The 19,107-nt window shown below is 49.0% G+C and carries 15 protein-coding genes; 14 read left to right on the forward strand and 1 reads right to left on the reverse strand.

The features are described from left to right. Positions 1-63 precede the first annotated feature (63 nt). Positions 64-615 carry a VanZ family protein gene (locus tag P364_RS0126265; RefSeq protein WP_024633015.1) on the forward strand — a complete coding sequence of 184 codons (552 nt, stop codon included), beginning with the start codon at positions 64-66 and terminating at the stop codon, positions 613-615. A 185-nt stretch (positions 616-800) separates the two neighbouring features. Here P364_RS0126265 and acnA read toward each other — a convergent pair whose 3' ends face one another. Next, positions 801-3,515, reverse strand: a complete 2,715-nt coding sequence (gene acnA / locus P364_RS0126270) for an aconitate hydratase AcnA (RefSeq protein WP_024633016.1) — start codon at positions 3,513-3,515, stop codon at positions 801-803. 360 nt (positions 3,516-3,875) lie between these two features. Here acnA and P364_RS0126275 point away from each other — a divergent pair, with 360 nt between their 5' ends. The 13 genes from P364_RS0126275 to P364_RS0126335 all read left to right on the forward strand — a co-directional run bounded on the left by P364_RS0126275 (position 3,876) and on the right by P364_RS0126335 (position 18,845). Next, complete coding sequence (locus P364_RS0126275; protein ID WP_029881315.1) at positions 3,876-4,895, forward strand: amidase domain-containing protein; 1,020 nt, start codon at positions 3,876-3,878, stop codon at positions 4,893-4,895. 133 nt (positions 4,896-5,028) lie between these two features. After that, a complete protein-coding gene (locus P364_RS0126280) occupies positions 5,029-6,129 on the forward strand; it encodes a D-alanine--D-alanine ligase (protein ID WP_024633018.1) in 1,101 nt (366 codons plus the stop codon). Between the two features lie 31 nt (positions 6,130-6,160). After that, complete coding sequence (locus P364_RS0126285) at positions 6,161-6,484, forward strand: hypothetical protein (RefSeq protein ID WP_024633019.1); 324 nt, start codon at positions 6,161-6,163, stop codon at positions 6,482-6,484. A 155-nt stretch (positions 6,485-6,639) separates the two neighbouring features. Continuing rightward, entirely contained in the window at positions 6,640-7,641 is a 1,002-nt protein-coding gene (uvsE, locus tag P364_RS0126290) for a UV DNA damage repair endonuclease UvsE (protein WP_024633020.1), read from the forward strand. Between the two features lie 107 nt (positions 7,642-7,748). Further along, entirely contained in the window at positions 7,749-8,612 is an 864-nt protein-coding gene (locus P364_RS0126295; RefSeq protein ID WP_024633021.1) for an inositol monophosphatase family protein, read from the forward strand. Between the two features lie 82 nt (positions 8,613-8,694). Continuing rightward, positions 8,695-8,973: a hypothetical protein gene (locus tag P364_RS0126300; RefSeq protein WP_024633022.1), complete on the forward strand. Its 279-nt coding sequence runs from the start codon at positions 8,695-8,697 to the stop codon at positions 8,971-8,973. Between the two features lie 304 nt (positions 8,974-9,277). After that, positions 9,278-10,594 carry a stalk domain-containing protein gene (locus P364_RS0126305; protein WP_024633023.1) on the forward strand — a complete coding sequence of 439 codons (1,317 nt, stop codon included), beginning with the start codon at positions 9,278-9,280 and terminating at the stop codon, positions 10,592-10,594. Between the two features lie 247 nt (positions 10,595-10,841). Then, on the forward strand, positions 10,842-12,629 hold the full coding sequence (locus P364_RS0126310; protein ID WP_024633024.1) for a sensor histidine kinase: 1,788 nt from the start codon (positions 10,842-10,844) through the stop codon (positions 12,627-12,629). Next, positions 12,604-14,157, forward strand: coding sequence for a response regulator transcription factor (locus P364_RS0126315; protein WP_024633025.1), 1,554 nt, complete (start codon positions 12,604-12,606; stop codon positions 14,155-14,157). The genes P364_RS0126310 and P364_RS0126315 overlap by 26 nt, the downstream gene beginning before the upstream one ends. 219 nt (positions 14,158-14,376) lie before the next feature. Continuing rightward, positions 14,377-15,660: an ABC transporter substrate-binding protein gene (locus P364_RS0126320; RefSeq protein WP_024633026.1), complete on the forward strand. Its 1,284-nt coding sequence runs from the start codon at positions 14,377-14,379 to the stop codon at positions 15,658-15,660. Positions 15,661-15,801: 141 nt separating this feature from the next. Next, on the forward strand, positions 15,802-16,704 hold the full coding sequence (locus P364_RS0126325) for a carbohydrate ABC transporter permease (protein WP_024633027.1): 903 nt from the start codon (positions 15,802-15,804) through the stop codon (positions 16,702-16,704). A 2-nt stretch (positions 16,705-16,706) separates the two neighbouring features. Beyond that, a complete protein-coding gene (locus P364_RS0126330; RefSeq protein ID WP_024633028.1) occupies positions 16,707-17,546 on the forward strand; it encodes a carbohydrate ABC transporter permease in 840 nt (279 codons plus the stop codon). A gap of 174 nt (positions 17,547-17,720) precedes the next feature. Then, positions 17,721-18,845 (forward strand): rhamnogalacturonan acetylesterase, encoded by a 1,125-nt coding sequence (locus P364_RS0126335; RefSeq protein WP_052016788.1) that lies wholly within the window; start codon positions 17,721-17,723, stop codon positions 18,843-18,845. Positions 18,846-19,107 lie beyond the last annotated feature (262 nt).

Raw genomic sequence — 19,107 nt, forward strand, 5'->3', positions numbered from 1 at the left:
TGAACGGAGTTGTCGTGACAGTAGAGGAATAAACAAACAACAAGATATACACGGAGGTTCATTATGAAACCTAAAGAGTTCAATATGAAAATCATTTGGATGGCGGCATTCATCATCTATCTGTATCTGTTGACCAAGCTGATTCTTTTCAAGGGACATACGATGGATTGGAACGTCGTTAGAGTTCAACTTATGACGTTCGCGCAACAGCCGGATCTGATTCATACGCGTACCGTTAACCTGACGCCATTTCAGGAAATTTCAAGAGACTGGCATAGCCTGTCGTTACATCGTCCCGGAACCGCAATTCATCTGCTCGGTAATATCATGGCCTTTATCCCGCTGGGTATCTTCATTCCAGTGCTGATGGGTAACAAGCTGTTGTCAGGGGCAAAGGTACTTGTACTTTCCTTGCTCTTAAGTTTTGCTTTTGAAGTGACACAGCTATTGACGGGCATGGGCATATTCGACGTGGATGATCTTATGCTGAATACCTTTGGTGGGGTGATTGGTTATGTCCTGTATACGATGCTTATCGGTCTGAAACGGATAATCGTAGGTGGAGCGCCTGGCACCGCGAGAGAAGAGTATAATTCCAATCAGAGTCGCGTGTAAGGAGGGGGCGTACACGCAATCGCTGGATCAAGCTTCACATTACATTGGACATTAAAGGCAAGTTGGCATAAACATCATTAAGCATGCCCCTATTCATTCTATAAAAAAAGCTCCCCATCACCGTGCAGAGTGCACGTGACGAGGAGCTTTTCTGTATAACTTAATTGCATTAAATATAAAGGCAATTAAGATTTTTTCATCATTTGACGCAATACGGTTTGCAGGATACCACCGTTATGGTAGTAGTCCACGTCCACCATGCTGTCCAGACGAGCGATGACAGGGAAGTCGAACTTGGTGCCGTCCTCACGGGTTACGGTAACCGTCAGCTCTTGGCCTGGTTTCACATCATTGCTCAGACCTGTGATGTCATACGTTTCACGACCGTTCAGACCGAGGCTGGACCAGCCATGACCTTCCTGGAATTGCAATGGCATTACGCCCATGCCCACCAGGTTACTGCGGTGAATACGCTCGAAGCTTTCTGCGATAACGGCTTTGACGCCGAGCAGGAATGTTCCTTTTGCCGCCCAGTCACGGGAGCTTCCTGTACCATACTCTTTACCTGCGATAACGATCAGGTTCTGTCCTTCGTCCTGATACTTCATGGAAGCATCGTAGATAGACATTTCTTCGTCCGTTGGCAGGTATTTCGTAATACCACCCTCGGTACCTGGAGCCACTTGGTTACGAATACGAATGTTGGCGAACGTACCACGCATCATGACTTCATGGTTACCACGACGGGAGCCGTAAGAGTTGAAGTCTTTGCGTTCTACGCCATGTTCTTTCAGGTACAGTCCAGCCGGACTGGATGGTGCGATATTACCCGCTGGCGAGATGTGATCCGTTGTTACGGAATCAGCAAGCAATGCCATGACACGTGCGGAACGAATATCTGCGATATCCGTCAACTTGTCGCCAAGCTCCTGGAAGAATGGTGGATTCTGAATGTATGTGGAGTTAGGATCCCACTCATACAATTCGCCTTCCGGTACAGGAATCGTATTCCAGCGCTCGTTAGCTGTAAATACGTTCTCGTATTTGTTGCGGAACATCTGTGCGTTCAGCGAGCTAGCGATGGTATCCTTGATTTCCTCGGAGCTAGGCCAGAGGTCTTTCAGGAATACAGGCTCGTTGTTGGTATCATAGCCGATTGGATCGGTTGCAAAATCAATATTAACGGTACCCGCCAGAGCATACGCCACAACGAGTGGCGGTGAAGCCAAGTAGTTGGCTTTGACCTGAGCGTGCACACGACCTTCAAAGTTACGGTTACCGGACAATACAGCCGCTACCGTCATGTCGTTCTCAGCGATTGCTTCGCTTACTTCGTCTGGCAGTGGGCCAGAGTTACCGATGCAAGTTGCGCAACCGTAGCCGGCCACGTTGAATCCGAGTTTGTCGAGATATTCAATCAGTCCTGCTTTTTCCAGATACTCGGTAACTACGAGGGAACCTGGAGTCAAGCTGCTTTTCACGTAGCCAGGCTTGGTCAGACCACGTTCAACGGCTTTTTTCGCAAGCAGACCCGCTCCAACCATTACACTTGGGTTCGAAGTGTTGGTGCAGCTTGTGATTGCCGCGATAACGACAGCACCAGCAGACAGTTCGCTAGTGGAACCGTCTGGGTGTTTTACAGGCACTTTCTCAGCGATTTTCTCGTCGCTCAGTCCATAGCCGCCTTTGTCGATCGGCGTGCGGATAATACTATTGAAGCCTTCTTTCATTTGAGTCAGCTCGATGCGATCCTGTGGACGTTTAGGTCCCGCGAGACTTGGTACAACAGATGCCAGGTCAAGTTCAATCACATCTGTAAACTCAGGGTCAACCGTATCAGCAGTACGGAACATGTTCTGAGCTTTGTAATAAGCTTCAACCAGATCCACCTGTTCGTCGGTACGACCCGTATTACGCATATAGTTCAGTGTTTCGCTATCTACAGGGAAGAAACCGATTGTTGCGCCGTATTCTGGTGCCATGTTGGCAACCGTTGCACGGTCAGCCAGACTGATGTTGCTAAGACCCGGTCCGTAGAACTCGACGAATTTACCGACAACGCCTTTCTTACGAAGCATTTGGGTAACAGTGAGTGCTAGATCCGTTGCAGTTGCGCCTTCGCTCAGGCTGCCTGTTAATTTGAAACCGATAACGTCCGGTGTTACAAAATAAAGCGGTTGGCCCAGCATGCCTGCTTCAGCCTCGATCCCGCCAACCCCCCAACCAACAACGCCGAGTCCGTTGATCATGGTGGTGTGGGAGTCCGTTCCTACGAGGGAATCCGGGAATACAACGGTTTCGCCGTCAATGGTTTTGGTTGCAGCCACGGAAGCCAGGTACTCCAGGTTAACCTGGTGAACGATCCCTGTGGATGGTGGAACTGCACGGAAGTTGTTGAATGCCGTTTGCGCCCAGCGCAAGAAACGGTAACGCTCTTCATTACGCTCGAACTCAACCTTGATGTTGTAGTCGAGTGCATCGTTCGTTCCGAACGCATCAACCATAACGGAGTGGTCGATAACGAGATCGACGGGAACGAGTGGGTTGATTTGTTTTGGATCGCCGCCTGCTTTTTTCACGGTATCACGCATTGCTGCAAGGTCAACGACAACCGGTACACCGGTGAAATCTTGCAGAACGATACGTGCAGGGATAAATGGAATTTCTTTGTTATTGTCACGGCCTTCTGCCCAGCCGGTCAGTTGTTTAACATGTTCTTCGGTAATTGCACGTCCGTCAAATTGACGAATAGCTGCTTCGAGCAGCACTTTAATGGAGAAAGGAAGCTTGGAAAGGTCGCCGTAGCCGCCTTCCTGAAGAGCATCTAAACTGTAGTAGCGATAAGACTTGCCTCCGACCTCAAGACTGCGGGCCGCGGAGAAATGATTCTTGGCTGACATACATGTACCTCCTTAAAATGTGTCGGTGAGATGAAGAAAACGTCCATATAGGTGAAGAACAGGCCTTCATCGTTCCGTGTCCTTGTTCACTGGTTTCATCAGGTGAAACGTAATTTCATAATCGTAACTTTAGTTTTAAGTATACCGTTTTCAACGCCGTACGTAAAGGGCTTTTTGCCTGTCCAGCCAAGCGAATTAGACTTTGAATGCGTTCTCAAGTAAAGGGTATGGACGCAATCTCTTCCGTACGCATTATCCCCGATATTAAGGCTTCAAAACAGAACCAGACACATACAACCGAAATTCTCTCATATAAATAAAAAAGAGTTTTCATGCAATGGATCATTCCGGACAGAACTCATGCCAAAGGGGGACACAGGCTTGGAACGCGAATGGAAGAGTGCCTTATATACCTACGTGAACCAGTATAATCGCTGTGAGATCGACTACCGTCCACAGACAAGCGAACGGATTGTCACCGATCCGGAATTTGTGCTGGAACGGGGAGAGCGGATGGCCAGACTGGACCAATGGTATCGCAAGCGGCGGGCCGTGCCTCTTCGCAGTGAGACCAGCGCCAAGCTTGTGCGGACACTGATGGATGGGGCAGATGAATCGGTGGTGGACGTTCAATTGTACAGCAGGCTGTTCTATGAGAAGAACGGTTTGACCCATCGGGAAGACCGGATTGAGCGGGAACGCCTGACCTTTCTTAGGCAAGGCGGGGTTTGGACCATTGCACGGGTGGAACGTGAGGTGCCGGAGCGTCGTCCGGTAGGCGAGGGTCGTCCTTTTCAACAAGCTGATTTTGTACAGGCGATGAACCGGCCGCTGCTTAACCGGGAAGTGCTGGGACAGGGTAGGAGATCAAAGCAGCAGCTGTATCGCAGGGATCTTGCTGTGGCCTACGCGGATCGGTGGTGGAATGCGGGTAATCCGGCCTTTGAGGAATTCGATGTGGACTGCACCAACTATGTGTCCCAATGTCTCTTTGCAGGGGGAGCACCCATCCACTATACTGGTAAAAGAGAAGCAGGATGGTGGTACAAAGGCTATGTGAATGGCGCCGAAATGTGGAGCTACAGTTGGGCGGTCTCCAATAGCCTGGAGCGCTATTTATCCGGCAGCAGCTGGGGGTTGTCAGCAACCGAAGTGGAGCGTCCCGAGCAGCTGATGCTTGGAGATGTCATTCTCTACGACTGGGATGGGGATGGCAGGTTTCAACACAGTACTGTTGTGACCGCTTTTGATGCGGGGGGAATGCCGCTTGTGAATGCACATACAGTCAGCAGCCGCCACCGTTTCTGGGATTACCGGGATTCTTACGCCTGGAACGAGCGGACGGTGTATCGGCTTTTTCATATTGCAGATGAATTTTGATGGTCAAAGATTTTACGGGATTCGGTGACGTGGACATCAGGTTCCGTGTAAAATAAGTCTAGATAACAGAATAAAAGTGGTGCTGAACATGCAGGCATGACAGCATCATTGCACAGATAATCGGAGGTTACACATGAGTATGGATAAATTAACAGTAGGCGTCGTTTACGGCGGAAAGTCAGGCGAGCATGAGGTATCGCTGCAAACGGCGTTTGCTGTAACGAACGCATTTGATTACGAGAAGTATGAATTGGTTCCTTTTTATATCTCCAAGCAGGGTACGTGGAAAAAAGGATCTGTCATGCATGCGCCATTCGCGCAGATTGAAGATTTGAAGCTGGAGCAGGCGGCGGGCGGAACCCAGGAAGCGCTTAACGCGCTGTTTGGCCGTTTATATGGCGGAGAAGAGGCGATGGACGTCATGTTCCCGCTGCTGCACGGTACGTTTGGTGAGGATGGTACGATTCAAGGAATGTTCGAGATGGCAGATATGCCTTATGTTGGTGCAGGTGTACTGGCTTCGGCAGGTGGTATGGACAAAGTGGTCATGAAGAAACTGTTCGCACAGGCTGGAATCGACCAATGTGCCTTTACGTATTTTAACGCTACGCAGTGGAAGCAGACCGAACATGAAATGATCCTGCAGGTGGAGGATCAGTTGGGCTATCCTTGTTTCATTAAGCCGGCCAATCTCGGTTCCAGCGTGGGGATCTCGAAAGCGCGTAACCGGGGTGAACTGAAGACAGCAGTGGAGTTTGCTCTTCGTTATGATACGAAGGTTGTCATTGAGGAGTTTGTGGAGGCGCGTGAAGTTGAGGTTAGTGTGCTTGGCAATGATGAACCGATGGCTTCCGTACCAGGAGAAATCGTATCCTCCGGTGAATATTATGACTATGCAGCCAAATACATCGATGGACAGTCTCAGATGCTGATCCCTGCTCCGTTAGACCCGGAAGCCGCAGATCGCATCCGCGAGGCCGCATTGCAGGCATTCCGCGCGATTGAAGGCAACGGGATCTCCCGTGCAGACTTCTTCATTCGCAAATCGGATGGGGCATTGCTTATTAATGAAGTAAACACTATGCCTGGTTTCACCCCCTACAGCATGTATCCACTCTTGTGGCGTGAGACGGGCGTATCGTATGCAGAACTGCTGGATCGCATGATTGAGCTGGCTTTGGAACGCTACAACCGCAAGCAGGCGCTGAACTACGAGAACGGCGTACAGGTGTAGCCTGAGGACGACAATATAAGGAGGGGTATGAATGGGATTTCAGACCGAATTCAATTCCGTGTGCAAATTCAAGAATGAACAAGAGCTGTTCGAATTGCTTGAATACGGCCGTGGCAAAATGGTCAAACAAGGCTTCCGCGTATTTCCTACCGGACAAAAAGTCATTGCTTACACACCGGATAACGTGGCGGTAGCCATCGTAAAAATCGTAGTCTCCATTGCAGAGATTAACTTCCAGGGTCAGGAAGTGACCGAAGTGGAGATGCAATTGATCCGTAAACTGAACGAGGAAGAATCACGCATTCAGACCGCTCTTGCGGACGAGATGTTCTTTGGTGAACAGGCACAGGCGTAGTTTGTTACACGTGGACCGGAACGAATGGACGGATTTGTCGAAATTACGATTATGGTCACTCTTTTAGGGTAAAACTTGGTTATATACAGTGAAGGGAAGACTGCCGGCTTCATATGCCGGGAAGGAATTCCGCCCTAATAGAGAGGAAGAAATTCATGCTCGTACGTTTTGGCTATGTGGCGATGTCCGTGCTTGTGGAGAATGCTTCACCTTCCCGGACGATGACCATGTCCAGTTTTAAGAAAATTGATGATAGGGAAGCGGCAATTCGCAAGCTGGAACGGATTGCAGCCGAGAATTTGCATAATACATTACGTTTGCTCAGACACAATAAAGGCAGCCATATTCATGTATATCGCTTCTCCTCCAAATTAATTCCGCTGGCTACTCATGAGGATCTGAGTGATTGGGACCCGTTTCCCGCGCTTAAGCAGGATTTTGCTGTAATTGGTGATTTTGTGAAGGAGAACGAGATGCGTGTATCGTTCCACCCGGATCATTTTACGGTACTCAGCACGCCTCGGGCAGAAGTGCTGCGCAATTCCATGCGCGACCTTCGTCATCATGTACGTATGCTGGATGCCATGGGGCTGAATGCCACTGCCAAGAACAATATACATATTGGTGGTGCATACGGGGACAAGCCTAGTGCAGCGCTGCGTTTTGAGGAAAATTTTCTAAAGCTGGATCGGGATATTCAGGAGCGGATGACGCTCGAAAATGATGATAAGACCTTCAATGCACCCGAGACACTTGCAGTCTGCCAGCGTATGGGGCTGCCCATGGTGCTGGATATTCATCATCAATGGGTGAACAATGAAGGCGAACAGCCGTGGGATCTCTGGCCTGAGATATTGAAGACATGGGAATCCCCGCTTGCCCAAGCGGATTCACCGGCAGACAAGCCGTTGCCGCCCAAAATTCACGTGTCCAGTCCCAAGAGTGAGAAGGACCTGCGAGGTCATGCTGATGGTGTTGAAGTGGAGCCTTTGCTCACTTTCTTGCGCCATATCGCAGCAGATACGCCCGCCCTTGATGTGATGATTGAGGCGAAGCGCAAGGATGAAGCATTGGTTCAACTGATGCAGAAACTAGCATTCTATCACGAAGAGGGTGTGGAGTGGGTGGATGAGTCGACGGTTATCATTCATCCGTAGCGCCAAAAGGGGCCTGGGCAGCGAGAAACTTTACGACCCTCGGGGCGTATACTTTTAACAAGTATTTTAATTTTTCGTAGATTGATATAGAAAGTAGAGTGAACGCTTTGAATGAGAAGGAAAAAACACCTTATGTCGTGACAAGCAAAAGCTATACTGCCGTCGCCATTAATGCAGCCTCCAAAGCTGGAGAGTGGATCAAGAGCCGTCTCGGAACTGTGGGGGAGCCCGGAACCAAGTATTCCCCGCAGGATCTCGTTACTGAAGTGGATAAAGGCGCGGAACAGATGATCCGCCGCCTGATTCTGACGCATTTTCCCCATCATGCCATTCTGGGTGAAGAAGGCGTGGAACCAGGACCGGAAGCTTCGGCAAAAGCACTGAAAGAAGCTGAGGAAGAAGAATTTCTCTGGATTGTGGACCCGGTGGACGGAACGACGAACTTTGTACATGGTTTTCCGTTCTACTCCGTATCCATCGCTTTGGCCCATAACGGTGAGGTAATTGTGGGAGTAATCTACGATCCTTCCCGTGACGAGATGTTTGTTGCGGAAAAGGGAAAAGGCGCTTACGTCCACGGAAACCGGATGCTTGTATCTGGGGAACAGGAGCTGGCTCAGAGCCTGATCGCGGTTGGCTTCCCGGCGGATACGACCTACGCGTTGCCGATCAATATGGCCGCTGTTCAGGCCCTTGCACCGCAAGTACGCAGTCTGCGTGCAGGCGGTTCTGCTGCCCTTCATTTGGCGTATGTTGCAGCGGGGCGCCTCAGCGCTTATACCGAAGTTGGTCTGAAGCCCTGGGATATCGCCGCAGGGGCACTACTGGTGGAGGAATCCGGAGGCAAGGTCACTGACACCATCGGAACGCCTTATCAACTCTCGGTGAGTCATATAGTGGCCAGCAATGGCAAGATTCATAATGCACTGACGGATGTGCTGAAGGAAGCAAAGGCAACCGGCTTGGAGTGAGTGAAGACTGTTCTGTCCACGAAGTGAAGATGTAATAGTAAGATTAGTGCATTTGTGACTTTAATCTAAGGAGCGAACAACAATGGATGAATCCAAAGAACTGGAACGACGTTTGAGTGATATGCTGACTGAAGGGGACATGGAGGAGTCCGGCGATGCTGACAAGCGTGAACGCCAGCTCATTCCTCCCAAGTACGAGGTGCGCATCCAGACAGAACGGGACCCGATTGTTGAAGAAACGTTGAAGTACCGGGATATGGCACGTGAAGTGGACGATCGCTATGATCGTTATATAGAGCGTTCTGCCGGGAACAAACCGGAAATCGACACGGATGGTTCTGATTCTGGAGACGCGAAGTAAACAAAAATCTTGACAGGTTGATATTTTATCTGTGTTAAACGAGGGGCTTCCAATAGTCATGAATATGACGGGAAGCTCCTTTTGATCGTCAGCGTAGGGTCCGGCGACGTTGACCGGTGGGTGAACCGACTTCGGGGTAGCCTATTTACGTGTATGGGGGGAGCGCCTCCTTTTTCGTACAGACGACAGCACCCCTTTAATAATGTTAGAATAGAGTTACACGAACTTCTGTCATCGGAGTGGAAAGTGTAATATGCAATTATTGTTTACTTAGTATAGATACGAGACAAGGAGTGTTCTAAGAATGAAGCGTAAACGCATATGGAGAAGTACCGCCGCGGGATTAACGGCAAGTATGCTGGCAGGGATGCTGATTTTGGCATCAACCGCCCAGTCCGCTCTTGCTGCGGATAGCAATACGTTACCTGCGGGAACTACAACAGCATCTTTGCCTGTGAACAAGGATGCCATAGCAGTAACCAAGGAATTCCGCATCGTCACTTTGGGGGATTCTATTACCGTGGGTTACGAGCCGAACCTGAAAGAACTGCCGTATGGTTATGTGGAACGGTTACAGGAACAAGGCCTGCTTCATGGACGTACTCAGGTGGACAACTATGGTATAGCCGGATTGAAGAGCAGTGGTCTGAAAAACTTTGCAGATGCGATTAAAGAAGGGAAAGCGCTCACTTCCGAAGCCATTCAACCGAGTCTTCCTGATCCAAGAGCGGCACAAGTTGGAGCCAATATTGCTGCCATCAAGGAGAGTGTAGCTGGAGCGAATCTCGTTGCTATTACAATCGGAGGAAACGATGTATCCGAGCTGCTCGGTACGGCAGATAAGCTGAGTGATGCGGAACTGGAAGCAAAAGTGAAAGAATTGCTATCATCCTATACAGCCAATGTTAGCGCAGTTATCAATGATATTCATGAGATTAATCCTAATGCCAAGATCATAATCGCAGACCAGTACCAACCCATGCCAGAAGTAGCTGGTAAGGAGCTTTATGCGAAACTGATGGAAGCCTCTCAAGGGTTTACGAAGACCATTGATGGAATTGCGACTGAATACTCCGCTAAAGGGATTGATGTAAAAGTGGCTCATGTCGCCAAGGAGTTTATTGGCGGAGAAGGCACGATGACGCACATGATTAAGGACCGCGATTTCCATCCGAATCAGTTCGGATATGAAGCGATTGCCAAAGTATTCGCAGAAACGATCTGGGGCGACTACACCAAGCTGACAGCTCCTGCGAGCGGTGAACCGATGAACATCATCGTTAGTGGCAAAACGCTGAATACCCCATACAAACCCATCATTCGCAATGGCAAAAACTTTGTGGCAATCCAGGATATCGTGAATGCAGTCGGTGCAACAACCGTCTGGGATAACAAAACTTCAACGGCAACGATTACATACGGAGACCGGAAGGTTGCCGTGAAGATTGGTGCAACGGCGGTTCAGGTGAATGGTGCATCCCTTGCCGTGGACACACCAGCATTCCTGAACAAGGTGGGCAACGAGTCCAAAACGTATGTGCCGCTGGCAATGGTAGCTGAAGGTCTAGGCTTTGATGTGCAGTATGTAGCCAAATTAAAGACGGTTTTTGTGAACCCGTAACACCTATGTCTGTATGATTGAATGATAGCTAACAGCCAGATTTCCTTGATTTTTTCAAGGAGACTGGCTTTTTTTGCGTCTACGTACATTCCTCACAAGGGAGCTAAACCTTCGATACTGATCTAAAATGTTGCATAAATATGGCTTGTCATCTGACCATGGATGTGTAAATATGAAAATAACTTACAGTAGATCGAAAACCATTTCGAATGGACAGCACCCTTCGCCAGCCAAAGGAGCGCTTTGGATGAGAAAAATTAAGAACGCTTTCACGAGATTGCCGATTCATCACAAAACCATTCTTCTCATCGGACTTCTGATGTTGATCAGCTTCACATTCTATGTATCTGTACTGAGATACGTGTTCAACATTTATGACCGACAAATCTATGAGAAATCCTCACAGGTGCTTAATATGTCTTCGGTGGGCATCGAGAACCAGCTGCGTGAGATTTCCAATCTATCCTTTAAAGTCATGTCTGACGAACCACTACAGCAATACCTTCTCCAGTTGGAAAATGCTGAAACGGGATATGAGCAAAATGGCCTGCGCAAAAAAATCACCAACAGATTGGTGGCCTATGCAGGTTCAGAGAAATACGTCTATTCCATGATCTTTATCGATAATGATAATAATGTTATGGCGGCTGGAAACCGTGAAGGAATCTCGGAAGCAAAGCAGAGTGAATTGGTTGCTTTGGGACAGCAATATTCGGGCTCCAATGCCTGGTACACGGGTGGGGACCAACAAGCCAGATTACTGTCGGTTAGACAGGTAAAGTCTTTTACCGGTGGAGCATTCACGCTGGAGAAGCTGGGCACCCTCGTTATTCGTGTACGGCTGGATCGGATTGTTCAGGACCAGATGCAGCATCCGGCAGAGGATTCACAACTATTAATTACAGATGGCCGGGAAGTAATCTATCCGACAGAGTCGACTGTCAGCAAATCTGAAATTGAGTCGGAACTGAAGCGGACTCAGCCTTATGGGATCGCCATGTTTGAGCAGGGTAGAAATTTTGTCGCCCGTGCACATTCTTCCTATACGGATTGGGTGTATCTGTACATGACGCCCTTTGACCAAATGTTTAAGCAGATCCAGTTTGTCAAACAGCTGGTGACTGTCATTTTTATTATGATATTCCTGGCGGCGCTTGTATTTGGGGCTAAGTTTTCCCGTAGTATTACACAGCCGATCGCCCAGTTGATCAAGAAAATGCGTAATATCGAAAAAGGGGATCTGGATAAGCTGGAAGAAGCAGCGCTTGGCAACGTTCCGGTATCTTCGCAGAATGAGGTTGGGTTGCTGCATCGCACGTTCAAGATGATGTTACAGCGCATACGCGAACTCATTGATGAGAATTATGCGAAGCAGCTAGTGATACGAGAAACCGAATTGAAAGCGCTTCAGGCGCAGATTAATCCACATTTTCTGTACAACACACTGGAATCGATCAACTGGCTTGCCAAAGTGCAGAAGCAGCATCAAATCTCTGAAATGGTTGAGGCCCTCGGATTTCTGCTGCGAAGCTCCGTGAACATGTCCGAGAAGTGGATTACTTTGGAACGAGAAATAGAAATTGTCCGTAGTTATGTGACAATCCAGCACACGCGATTCGAGGAAAGGCTTGATTTTGACATGGACATTGCGCCCGAAGTGGGAACTGCACGCATTCCGAAGTTAACCCTGCAGCCATTGGTGGAGAACGCCATTCATTATGCTTTGGAGCCAAGCATAGAACCTTGTCGTATTCGGATCAGAGCGAGAGCGGATGGAGACAACGTTGTGATTGAGGTGGAAGACGATGGTCCAGGCATGACTCCCGAATTTCTGGAGCAATTGCAGGAGGGACGTATTCAGACGAGGGGACAGGGGATCGGACTGTCGAACATCAAGGAACGGATCAGGCTGACCTTCGGGGACGAAGGCGAAATGATCATGAGCAGCAATCCCGGATCAGGGACCGTAGTATCGATCAGAATACCTTGGATCAGAGAGGACGATGACGATGTACAAAGTGATGCTCGTAGATGATGAACGTGTCATTCTGGAGGGGATTTCGCAAGTCGTGGATTGGGCTGCAGCAGGAACGGAGCTGGTGGATACCGCGAGAAACGGGATTGAAGCGCTGGATAAAATCGGTCATTCCAGACCGGATATTATCATTACGGATATTTCCATGCCGGGCCTGGATGGTCTTGGATTAATTGAAAAGGCGTCCGAAGCTTACCCTGGCCTCCGGTTTATCATGTTGTCTGGTTACAAAGAGTTCGAATATGCTCGCCGGGCCATGCAATATGGAGTGAAGCATTATCTGCTCAAACCGTGTAATGAGAACCAGATTCACGATGCCTTGTCCGAGCTGCTTAAGGAACACCAGGATGCCCAGGTGAAGGAACATGTGGCCGGAGAGATGAAACAGCGGCTGCAACGGGTGCTCCCGCATGTGAAGGAGCAGTTCCTGCTGGAGTTTATGACGAACCAAACCTATGGTCCGGTTGATTTGGAGTATTATCAGGAGCTGTTTGAACTGGAGCTGGAGGATAGCGAAGTTCGGCTGCTGCTGTTCCGGATTGCAGATGAACATGATTATAGTCATTTATTTGCGATCAAAAACATCGCCAGTGATCTGCTTCCCCATGTTCTGTTAAGCACGACCATTGAAGGAAAATTGTTAATTTTGCTGGGGGACTCTTCCGATCCGGTCGGTTTGAAGGAGAGCATTGAGGAAGTGCGGGCTGCCTTTACCAGACTGTATAAACTCGAAGTTACAGCTGCCCTTAGTGAGGCCGATCGAATGATTCAATCCAGGCGTTTGTTCTGTGAGGCGCTGCAATGCCTGAACCACCGCTTCTTTATCGGTGAAGGCAAGCTTATTACCAAGAATGATCTGGCCCTGGCCGGGGAATGTGATGGGGTACACGTTGAACAGGATGCAGAGCAGCTGTGCCAGTTAATTAAGTCAGGTAATACCGAAGAAGCTGCAGCGGAAGTGGATCGCCTCTTCGATCTTTTATCCGGTCAGCAGCTTGAAATTGGGATTACCCGCTCGTATGTGGTGCAGTTGTACTCCGCTATGATTCATGTCTGTCCACCTGAGGAGGCAACGGAATTCACTCAGCGCATGGCAGAACTCCCCCGTATCGATACCTTGTCTGGCTTAAAATCCTTTGTCGCAAGCAGCGCAGCCCGGTTAACCTCCGGTTATTACAAAAACCATATTAGCCGTCAGTCTTCTGCCGTGGAGAAGATGATGGATATTGTAGACCGTCATTATGGCGAAGCTGATCTATCCCTTAACGGTGTCGCGCACCAGATGTTATATATGAACCCGGATTACTTAGGTAAAATTTTCAAAAAAGTGACCGGCGAGAACTTCTCCAATTATGTGAATCGATTGCGTATTGAGCGTGCCTGCGACCATATTCGCAGAGGTGGGGATGTGAAGGTCTTTGAGCTTGCCGAATTGTTTGGCTTCGGGGGGAACTCGCAATATTTCAGTCAGGTGTTCAAAAAGTGGACCGGTATGACACCCACCGAATTCCGTAGAACTGGCTTATAACAATAGACTGACGATCATGTAGTCGGAGTATGAGGGGGACGAACCGCACCGGGAGGGTGCAGTTGTCCTCCTCTGTTTTTTGAACCAACAAGACGGTTTTGTGTATTCAACTATGGTCTCACATTTGCGAAAATGACAATATAAAGTTTGTGAAAGCGTTATCAGAAAATGAAGGTAACTCATTCACACAACCATATCAACATAAAAGGGGAGATTGGCATGGTGAAAAAGGCAATATTCCTGATGATGGCGGCATTGCTGGTATTAACAACGGCATGCAGCAGCAGTGGAGGATCGGGCGAAACATCTGCGGATGGTTCGGTAACACTCCGTATCGCGTGGTGGGGATCGGATGCACGTCACGAATATACACAGAAGGTCATTGACTTGTACAAAGAGAAAAACCCGAATGTCAAAATTGACGTGGAATACGCTTCGTTCGATGACTACTGGAAAAAGCTCGCTCCACAAGCTGCAGCCAATCAACTGCCAGACATTGTTCAGATGGATATTTCCTACATCAGCCAATATGCACAGAACGGACAACTCGAAGATCTGTCCCCATATCTCGGAAATCAGATCAAAGTGGACGATGTATCCGAGAACGTAATTAGCACAGGCATTATTAACAGCAAGCAATATGGAGTACCTGCGGGTGTTAACGTACTGGGATTTCAGTATGATCCGGCTCTGCTCAAAAAAGCGGGTGTAGATGCCCTACCTGAAAATATGACATGGGAATCGTATGAAGAGCTTGGCAAGCAGACGGCTGCCAAAGGACTTTTCTTGGATGGAGGCGTGGCGCCGGATATTTTCTTCCACTATTTCCTGCGGACCAAAGGATTATCCCTCTACAATGCTGAAGGAACTGGGCTTGGCTATGATGACGACAAACTATTTGTTGAGTTCTTCGGACTCATGCGCCGGATGATTGAGCAGGGCGCAGCGCCTTCACCGGATCTGGCGAACCAAACCAAAGGTATTATCGAGGAATCCGACCTGGTCAAGGAAAAAGGAATTGGTGTATGGCAATGGTCAAACCAGTTTGTAGCCTTGCAGCAGGTAGCCAATCGTCCATTGGAGATTGCACCAATGCCTGGACCGGACATGGAAAAAGGACTCTATATGCAGCCAAGTATGTACTGGGCTGTAACATCGAACTCAAAAGTGAAGGAAGAAGCGGCCAAATTCATCGATTTCTGGGTGAATGATGTGGAAGCTAACAAACTGATCAAAGGTGAGCGCGGTGTGCCAATCTCCGGCAAAATCAAGGAAGCTATCGCGCCTGAGCTGAGTGATGCAACGAAACAGGTATTTGACTTCGTAGCAGCTATGGAGCCTAAAGCTTCGCCAATGAGCCCACCACCACCGGTAGGTTCGCCGGAAGTCATTGCTTCTCTGGCGGATGTTGTGGAGGAACTGAACTTTGGCAAGATTACACCGGAACAAGCAGCAGCGACATTCCGCAAAAATGCCGAAGCGGTTCTTGCCAACAATAAATAACAGTTGAATGATTGCTTGCTCGTCCCACTACCGGGATGGTCGGGAATAGGCTGCTCGCATACCGCGAGGGCCTTTCCCCGTCCATGAGATCAAAGCGAAGGCTGTGGGAAGTAAGTAGATCCATAAAGGAGGTTCGTTCCGTTGAGGCAATATTCGTCGTTGCGCAGAAACTTAACCGGGTATGCATTTATTAGTCCTTTTATCATCGGCTTTCTGGGCTTTACGCTCATTCCAATGTTTGTATCTCTATACATGTCGTTTACGAGTTATAATCTGTTCACTTCCCCACGGTGGATTGGGATGGACAACTACACCAAGATGTTCTTTGATGATCCGAAGTATTGGAACTCGGTTAAGGTAACGTTCCTGTACGTGTTCATTGGTGTGCCGCTAAGGCTGGTCTTTGCACTTTTCGTGGCCATGATCCTGAATACGGGCTCCCGCATGGTCGGAACGTACCGAACCTTGTACTACTTGCCATCCATTATCGGTGGTAGTGTGGCCGTGTCCATTATGTGGCGTAATCTTTTTAGTAATGAAGGTGTCATCAACAGCGCATTAACGGCAATCGGAATCGGGCCAATCAGCTGGTTTGGTGATCCGAATGCGTCTCTGGTTATGCTGATCTCGCTATCAGTTTGGCAGTTTGGATCTTCCATGCTCATCTTCCTAGCCGGTCTGAAAAATATCTCTCCCGAGATGTACGAAGCAGCAGGTGTGGATGGTGCCAACCCGGTACGCAAATTTTTTGGTATCACCTTACCGCTGCTCAGCCCAATCATTCTGTTTAACCTGATTATGCAGACTATCGGTGCATTCATGACCTTTGTACCTGCATATATCATTTCTAAAGGCGAGGGCGGGCCAATGGACGGTACCATGCTTTACTCGCTGTATCTGTTCCGTCAGGCCTTTATGTTTAACAACATGGGTTATGCTTCGGCCATGGCCTGGATCATGCTTATTATGATCGGTATACTCACAGTAGCGGTGTTCCTGACATCCAAGTTCTGGGTGTTTTATGAATCCGAAGGAGGGAAGTAACGATGGTTTGGAGAAATGTGAAATGGCCTATCTATCATCTGTTCGTTGCAGCTTTGGCCCTCCTGATGCTCTATCCCGTGCTATGGATGCTGTTCAGCTCCTTCAAGGAAAGCCGCACCATCTTCGTGACTGCTGAGTCCCTGTTTCCTACAGAATGGATCTGGAGCAACTACGCGGATGGCTGGAAAGGTGCAGGCGGAAGACCGTTTATGGATTACATTACGAACTCTCTCGTTATTGTAGTCATTTCCACGATTGGTGCCGTGTTATCCTCATCGCTGATTGCCTTTGGTTTTGCTAGGCTCAACTTTAAAGGACGTAACTTCTGGTTTTCCCTGATGATGTTAACCCTGATGTTACCGCATGACGTTGTACTCGTACCCCAATATATTATCTTTACAAAGCTTGGCTGGTTGAATACCATTCTGCCGATTGTTGTACCTACATTCTTCGGGATGCCGTTCTTCATCTTCCTGATGGTTCAGTTCATTCGTACAATTCCGAAAGAGCTGGATGAGGCCGCTACTATTGATGGATGTAACAAGTTCAGACTGTATGTGCAGATTATTATGCCGCTCATCAAGTCATCACTCGCAACGGCAGCCATCTTCTCTTTCTACTGGAGATGGGAGGATCTGCTCGGTCCAGTGCTGTATCTGAACTCGCCGGATAAATATACCGTGTCGATGGCACTGAAAATGTTCCTGGATAGCGAATCTGCTTCCAACTGGGGCGCGATGTTCGCGATGTCCATTGTGAGTCTCGTACCCGTTGTAGCCGTGTTCTTTATTTTCCAAAAACAAATTGTACAGGGCATGAGCACCAGCGGATTGAAAGGATAAACGATATTCACTGGATCCAAACCTGGATTAGCATGTTGAAAAAGGAGGTTCTTCCTATTGAATAATGCTCAGGGGAGTCAGACTGTTACTACGGAGGTAACGTTAGAGGGCGGTAAAAAATCCGTCACCCACTGGAAGTTCAATTTTGGACCGGACTCGGGTAGTGCGGGTGAGATTGACGGTTATCTGAAAGTGTCTGCCAGCACCCTATATGAAGAACAGGGGGAATACGGTTTTGAAACCGGCTCCCTTGTGTATGAGAAGCAGCGGCTAAGTGAATATGGGATGAATGACACAGGCAAGGAAAATGATAGGAATCAAGAGCAGGCCAGTGTGTCTGTCCCATTGCGTTCAAGCTTTTGTATTCCGCTCAAGGCATCTTTCATCGTTGATGTACCCGATGTAACCTACCAAGTATTGTTAATTGCAGGCGATGAATGGGCAGAGACGATTACCCGGGTCAAAGCCGGAGAGGGCAGACTGATGCTGCCGACCATTCGTGCCCTTCCTGGACAATGTGCAGAAGTACGATTCTCCGTTGTGGTCCGTGGCGGGAAGCTTAGATTATCCTTCTCTGGTCCCGCTCCACGGATCAATGCAATGGAGATCACGCTTGCGAATCAGACGATGACTGTATTTCTCGCTGGTGATTCTACCGTGACGGATCAGCCGGAGAGTGGATATCCATACTGTGGCTGGGGCCAGCTGTTACCGGCTCAGTTCAAACATGATGTTGCTGTAGATAATCATGCCCAGTCTGGGCGCAGCTCCCGCAGCTTTATTAATGAAGGCAGACTGGATGCCATTCTGGAGAAGATGAATCCGGAGGATTTTCTGTTTATTCAATTTGGACATAACGATGAAAAGCCGGGCCCTGACCGGGGAACGGAACCTTTCACAACATATAAGGAGTATCTGAAAAAGTATATTGATGCAGCCCGCGGAGCGAGTGCTCATCCGGTGCTCGTGACCCCGGTGCATCGGCGCTACTTTGCCGATGACGGTACATTGACCGACACGCATGGCGATTATATCATCGCCGTGCGTGAGCTGGCCGAAGAGGAAGGGGTGCCGCTGATCGATCTGGCTGAGCGAAGCCGCATGTTGTTCGAGCAAGCCGGTATTGAAGGCAGCAAGGAGGATTTCATGTGGGTACTGCCGGGTGAGTATGTGAACTTCCCGTCAGGCGTGGAGGATAACACGCATTTTCAGGAGCGCGGTGCCCGTCGTCTCGCCATAGAGGTGGCAGAAGCCATCCGCGAGCTGCGATTGCAGCCGCTACAAATGTATTTGAGGTAAGCAGCGAAGGAGGGCGGAATCGGAGCAGAGGGAGCGAAGCGTCCGCCTTTGGAGCGGGATTTCCCCTGCTGAGGGGAATGAAAAAGAAATCCCGAGCCAACAGCGGCCCACAGCCCGATCCGTCCGCCGAAGCGTCAGCCCCGCGATTAGCCATTTTATTCAGCGAGTTAACGAAATAACGAGCATCCCGAAAATTTGCCCTGCGAGATAGCGAAGGCAATAAGCCTTTAAAAAGCTATGGCGAGCGTTGCAGCGAAGGAGG

The sequence above is a fragment of the Paenibacillus sp. MAEPY2 genome (assembly GCF_000499205.1).
GTDB classification, from domain to species: domain Bacteria; phylum Bacillota; class Bacilli; order Paenibacillales; family Paenibacillaceae; genus Paenibacillus; species Paenibacillus vandeheii.